This is a genomic window from Arthrobacter sp. P1_A5, from assembly GCF_056406825.1.
Window position 1 is genome coordinate 1 of sequence record NZ_JBFTZL010000251.1, and the last position, 4,119, is coordinate 4,119.

Here is a 4,119-nt window from a genome sequence, read left to right on the forward strand (position 1 = left end):
CTCTGGACGGGCGCCGCCATGCTGCGATGACTGATGATGGGGTTGTTCGGATGCGGTTCGAAAGGACCTGCGGGACTGCTGCCACGGCTGACAGAGACGGCATGACCGCGTTCCGTGCCGCCTTCGRCCAAAACCAGATACCAGCAGCCGCCCGCCTCATACAGGTGCGGCCCCTCCGGGTAGGCCAACCCTGTTCCCTGCCACACCTTCCTGGGAGATTCCAAGAGGCGGCCAGCGTCGGGATCCAGCCGCGCCTGGACGATACCGGACTCATTCTCGCCGGGGCCGAACCCCACCCAGGTGAGGTAACAACGTCCGTCGCTGTCCCACGCGATATCCGGGTCGATGCCCAGCGTTCCCGGTATTTGTACTGGGTCGCTCCACGGGCCGGCAGCCTCCTTGGACCGCAACAGCAAATGACCGCCACCGAAGTCGCTCATGTTCGTGGTGACGAACCAGAATTCACCGTTGTGATGCCTGAGCGTTGAGCCGAAGATCCCGCCTGAAGGACGCCCGTCCCCAACAGCGAACTGGCTCCGCCGGGTGAGGATGTTCCCGATCTGATCCCAAGTTACGAGGTCCCGGCTGTGGAAGATCGGCGCTCCGGGGAAGTACTCAAAGCTCGACGTTGCCAGGAAATAGTCGAAGCCGACCCGACAGATTGTGGGGTCAGGGTGGAAACCCGGAATAACCGGTGTGATGGCTGCGGGAGATGTTACTTGCCGAACCTGCTCGACTGCAATGTCAACCAATGGGGCTCCGTCCGTTGCTGGCATTGACTACCCGGTCTGCGGGAGTAGAGAAATTTCAACCCTAGGATGTCCCGCCTTGCAGTCCCACCTGGACTTTCACTGGTTGGAACACCTTCCCTGCCTCACACCCGCATCACAGCCGGGGACGCCACGTCATTCAGCGCTGCCGCTGCATGGTCCAGAGCGTTGCACTAATTGGCCACGATGCCTTCAAGGGGCGAGACGGTACGTGCACGGCTGCCTTTCGATCACATGGAAACGCCCCGGACCAGCGTGGTCCGGGGCTTGCGTGGGGGTCTGCTAGCGTCCGATGCAGACGGTGAGATCCAAATAAATATCGTTATCAGCGACAAAGCGATCCTGGAGGTAGCGGGCGAGGCTCGCGTCCGTAGCGGTGTGAACGCTTTGAGCGATCGCTCCTCGCAGCAGCGCCTGGGTGTCGGTGGATTTGACGACGTCCAGGGGCGCCCACCCGCGATGACCGCCGGTAAGACGTTCTATGTCCGTGCGGAAAGAGCGCTTGTGGTCGTCGCGGACAGTAGCGCGCATGGTGAACGGGATAAAGGGAGTGGGCAATGAGGTCCTTTCACGAGGCAGCCGGTTGTCGACGCCCCGGTTAGAACAAGACCGCCACAGCCCCCGCTATTCCCCCGAAGCAGCCAAGGAGTCCAGCATCACGGCGCCGGGATGGCACCTCCGCTATCGGCCATGGGCCACTCTGCAGGGCGGGAGTTGATAGCGGATCTTATGTAAAGCTTCCACCAATTTGGTCTGTCCTCGGGCATACGAAATCCCAACCGCTTTAGGTCAACTTCGGGAGCGAGGAGACTGATGGCCAAAGACGGAGCCGCCGCTCAGGGCGCGAAAGCGCTCCCTAAGAAAGTGCCGGTGGGCCTGCTGGCCGCGCGGCGGCCCTTTGACATAGTGGGCTCGCTCTTGCTGGGGTCGCTGACCGGGCTCGGGGGCGGCGTGGTGCGGGACCTGATCATCGGCGTTACCCCGACGCCTTTCACCCAGCCGGTGTACCTGGTTCCGCCGGTGGCCGCTGCACTGCTGGTCTACTTTTTCGCACGCCGTGTCCAGCGGTTCCCGCGGACACTGCTGGTCTTTGACGCCGGCGGCCTGGCACTGTTCTGTACCACCGGAGCAGTCACGGCCCTGGACGCGGGCATGAACCCCGTTTCGGCCGCCCTGCTGGGCGTCACCACCGGGGTCGGCGGGGGGTTGCTGCGTGACGTCGTCGCCAACCGGGACCCGCAGCTCTTCAACCCCCGGGACGTCTACGCCGTCCCGGCCCTACTGGGAGTTGCCCTGATCACAGCCCTGTGGCAGCTGAGCCTGTTCAACGCCGTGACGGAACTCTGCGTCGCGGCCGTGGTCTCACCCTGCGGGTGCTCTCCCTGCACTTGCGGTGGCGGGTTCCACACGCTGCCCGGTCCCGGCACGGCGCGCGACCGGGCAAGACCTAGCAGGTGGGACCGGCCCGGCGTAGGTTGGGGGGGCAGGGCAGGACGCTCGAGCCGGACGAAAGGAGACCTTGTGGCCGCGACCGAACAGATATTGCAACACTACGAGTCAATCCGCCCGGAACAGGAGGACTTCTACAAGGACCTCCACCAAAACCCGGAGCTTTCACACCAAGAACACCGCACCGCCGCCAACGTGGCGCGCAGCATGAGTTCCTACGGCTTCCAAACGGAGACCGGTATCGGGGGAACAGGAGTCACTGCGGTGCTGCAAAACGGCAACGGGCCAACGGTTTTACTCCGGGCCGACATGGACGCGCTGCCCCTGCAGGAACGGACCGGCGCAGACTACGCAAGCACCATCACAGCCCAGGACCAGGGCGGGGACCGTGTGCCCGTCATGCACGCCTGCGGACACGACGTTCACGTCGCATGCCTGCTGGGCGCCTCCAGACTGCTCGCCGAGCACCAGGACAAGTGGCGAGGCACGCTCGTTGCCCTGTTCCAGCCAGCCGAGGAAACCGGCGAYGGCGCCCGCGGCATGCTCGCCGACGCCCTCCTTGATCGCATCCCCCCGCCCGACGTCGCACTCGCCCAGCACGTGCTGCCCGGAGTCTCGGGCCACGTCGCCACCCGGTCCGGCCCGGTCTTATCCGGCGCCGACAGCCTCCGCATCACAGTTCACGGCCGCGGCGGCCACGGCTCAATGCCGCAGAACACTATTGATCCTGTCGTGCTGGCCGCCATGATCGTCCTTCGCCTGCAGGCAATCATTTCCCGCGAAACCCCGCCCACCGARCCTGCCGTCCTCACCGTCGGGAGCCTTCACGCCGGAACCAAGAGCAACATCATCCCCGACCAGGCGGTCATGGAACTGAACCTGCGCACCTACACCGACGCCACCCGGCAGCGGATTCTCGACTCTGTCCGACGTGTCGTCCAAGCCGAGTGCGCCGCCAGCGGCTCCCCCAAAGAACCGGACTTCGAAACCTTCGACAGTTTTCCGCTCACCGTCAACGACGAGGCAACAACCGCTCGCGTAGCCGGGGCCTTCAGCACCTACTTCGGCGACCGGGCCGGCAGCCTCGAGCTCCAGACCGCCAGCGAGGACTTTAGCGATATTCCGCGGACCGGCAACATCCCCTACACCTACTGGGGCATCGGCGGAACGGACCCGCAGACCTACAGGGCTGCCGTACGGGACGGCCGGGTGCTGGATGACGTTCCGGCCAACCACTCGCCGATGTTCCTACCCGTCCTCCAGCCGACCCTAAAGACCGGAACCGAAGCCCTCGTCGCCGCAGCCCTGGCCTGGCTGGGCCTGGATAATTCACCACCGGCCAACGCGGCGGCCTCCTAATCAGACGAGGACGGGACAGCCGCGTCCGTGGCAAATGTTGCGTATTCAATAAACCGTCCAATCCCCCGTCGGCCCTGACAGCAAGACCCAAAACACCAGCACCAACCCCGTGCACAGAACTGCGGCTTGCCTGCATTTCGCAAGACGGGAGGAATGCGTTCACAACACCGGAAGTCTGTCACTACCGCAGTCTGTGAGTCTGCCTAYGCCGCCGATAGCCGTGACAATGACAAGCCGCCGCTCAGAAGGGGCTACGAAGGCACGTTAGGGTGGGCACTCATCAAAGAAAATCGGGGGCATTTTGTGTTCCAGGCAGTGAGTAACGCCGCAGTCCCGCTGAAGCCGCGGCTGGGTTTCTGGCCGCTTACTCGCGGCCGGGCGCCGAGACGGTCGCGGGTGTGTGTTCGATGACGAGTGTGCTGCGTTGGCTTCCTGGTGCTACCAGGCGGGCATTGCGTTCGTCGTTGCCGGTTGCGCGCCATTCGGCGATGGCGGCATCGTTGTCGAATCTTAGGTGCCGGGCGGTGAGCCGGCGCATGCG

Annotated in this window: 3 protein-coding genes; 1 reads left to right on the forward strand and 2 read right to left on the reverse strand. The window is 64.3% G+C overall.

The window, feature by feature from the left end; all coding sequences use genetic code 11:
- Both AC1D1S_RS19665 and AC1D1S_RS19670 read right to left on the reverse strand, forming a co-directional pair.
- Nucleotides 1–752 (reverse strand): glycoside hydrolase family 43 protein (locus AC1D1S_RS19665; protein WP_476995273.1); only part of this gene is annotated, 752 nt, incomplete at its 3' end.
- 300 nt (nucleotides 753–1,052) lie between these two features.
- The gene (locus tag AC1D1S_RS19670; RefSeq protein WP_028277917.1) at nucleotides 1,053–1,328 is read right to left on the reverse strand and encodes a hypothetical protein; all 276 of its coding nucleotides are present in this window, start codon (nucleotides 1,326–1,328) and stop codon (nucleotides 1,053–1,055) included.
- Nucleotides 1,329–1,583: 255 nt separating this feature from the next.
- Here AC1D1S_RS19670 and AC1D1S_RS19675 point away from each other — a divergent pair, with 255 nt between their 5' ends.
- Nucleotides 1,584–3,578 (forward strand): amidohydrolase, encoded by a 1,995-nt coding sequence (locus AC1D1S_RS19675; protein ID WP_476995274.1) that lies wholly within the window; start codon nucleotides 1,584–1,586, stop codon nucleotides 3,576–3,578.
- Nucleotides 3,579–4,119 lie beyond the last annotated feature (541 nt).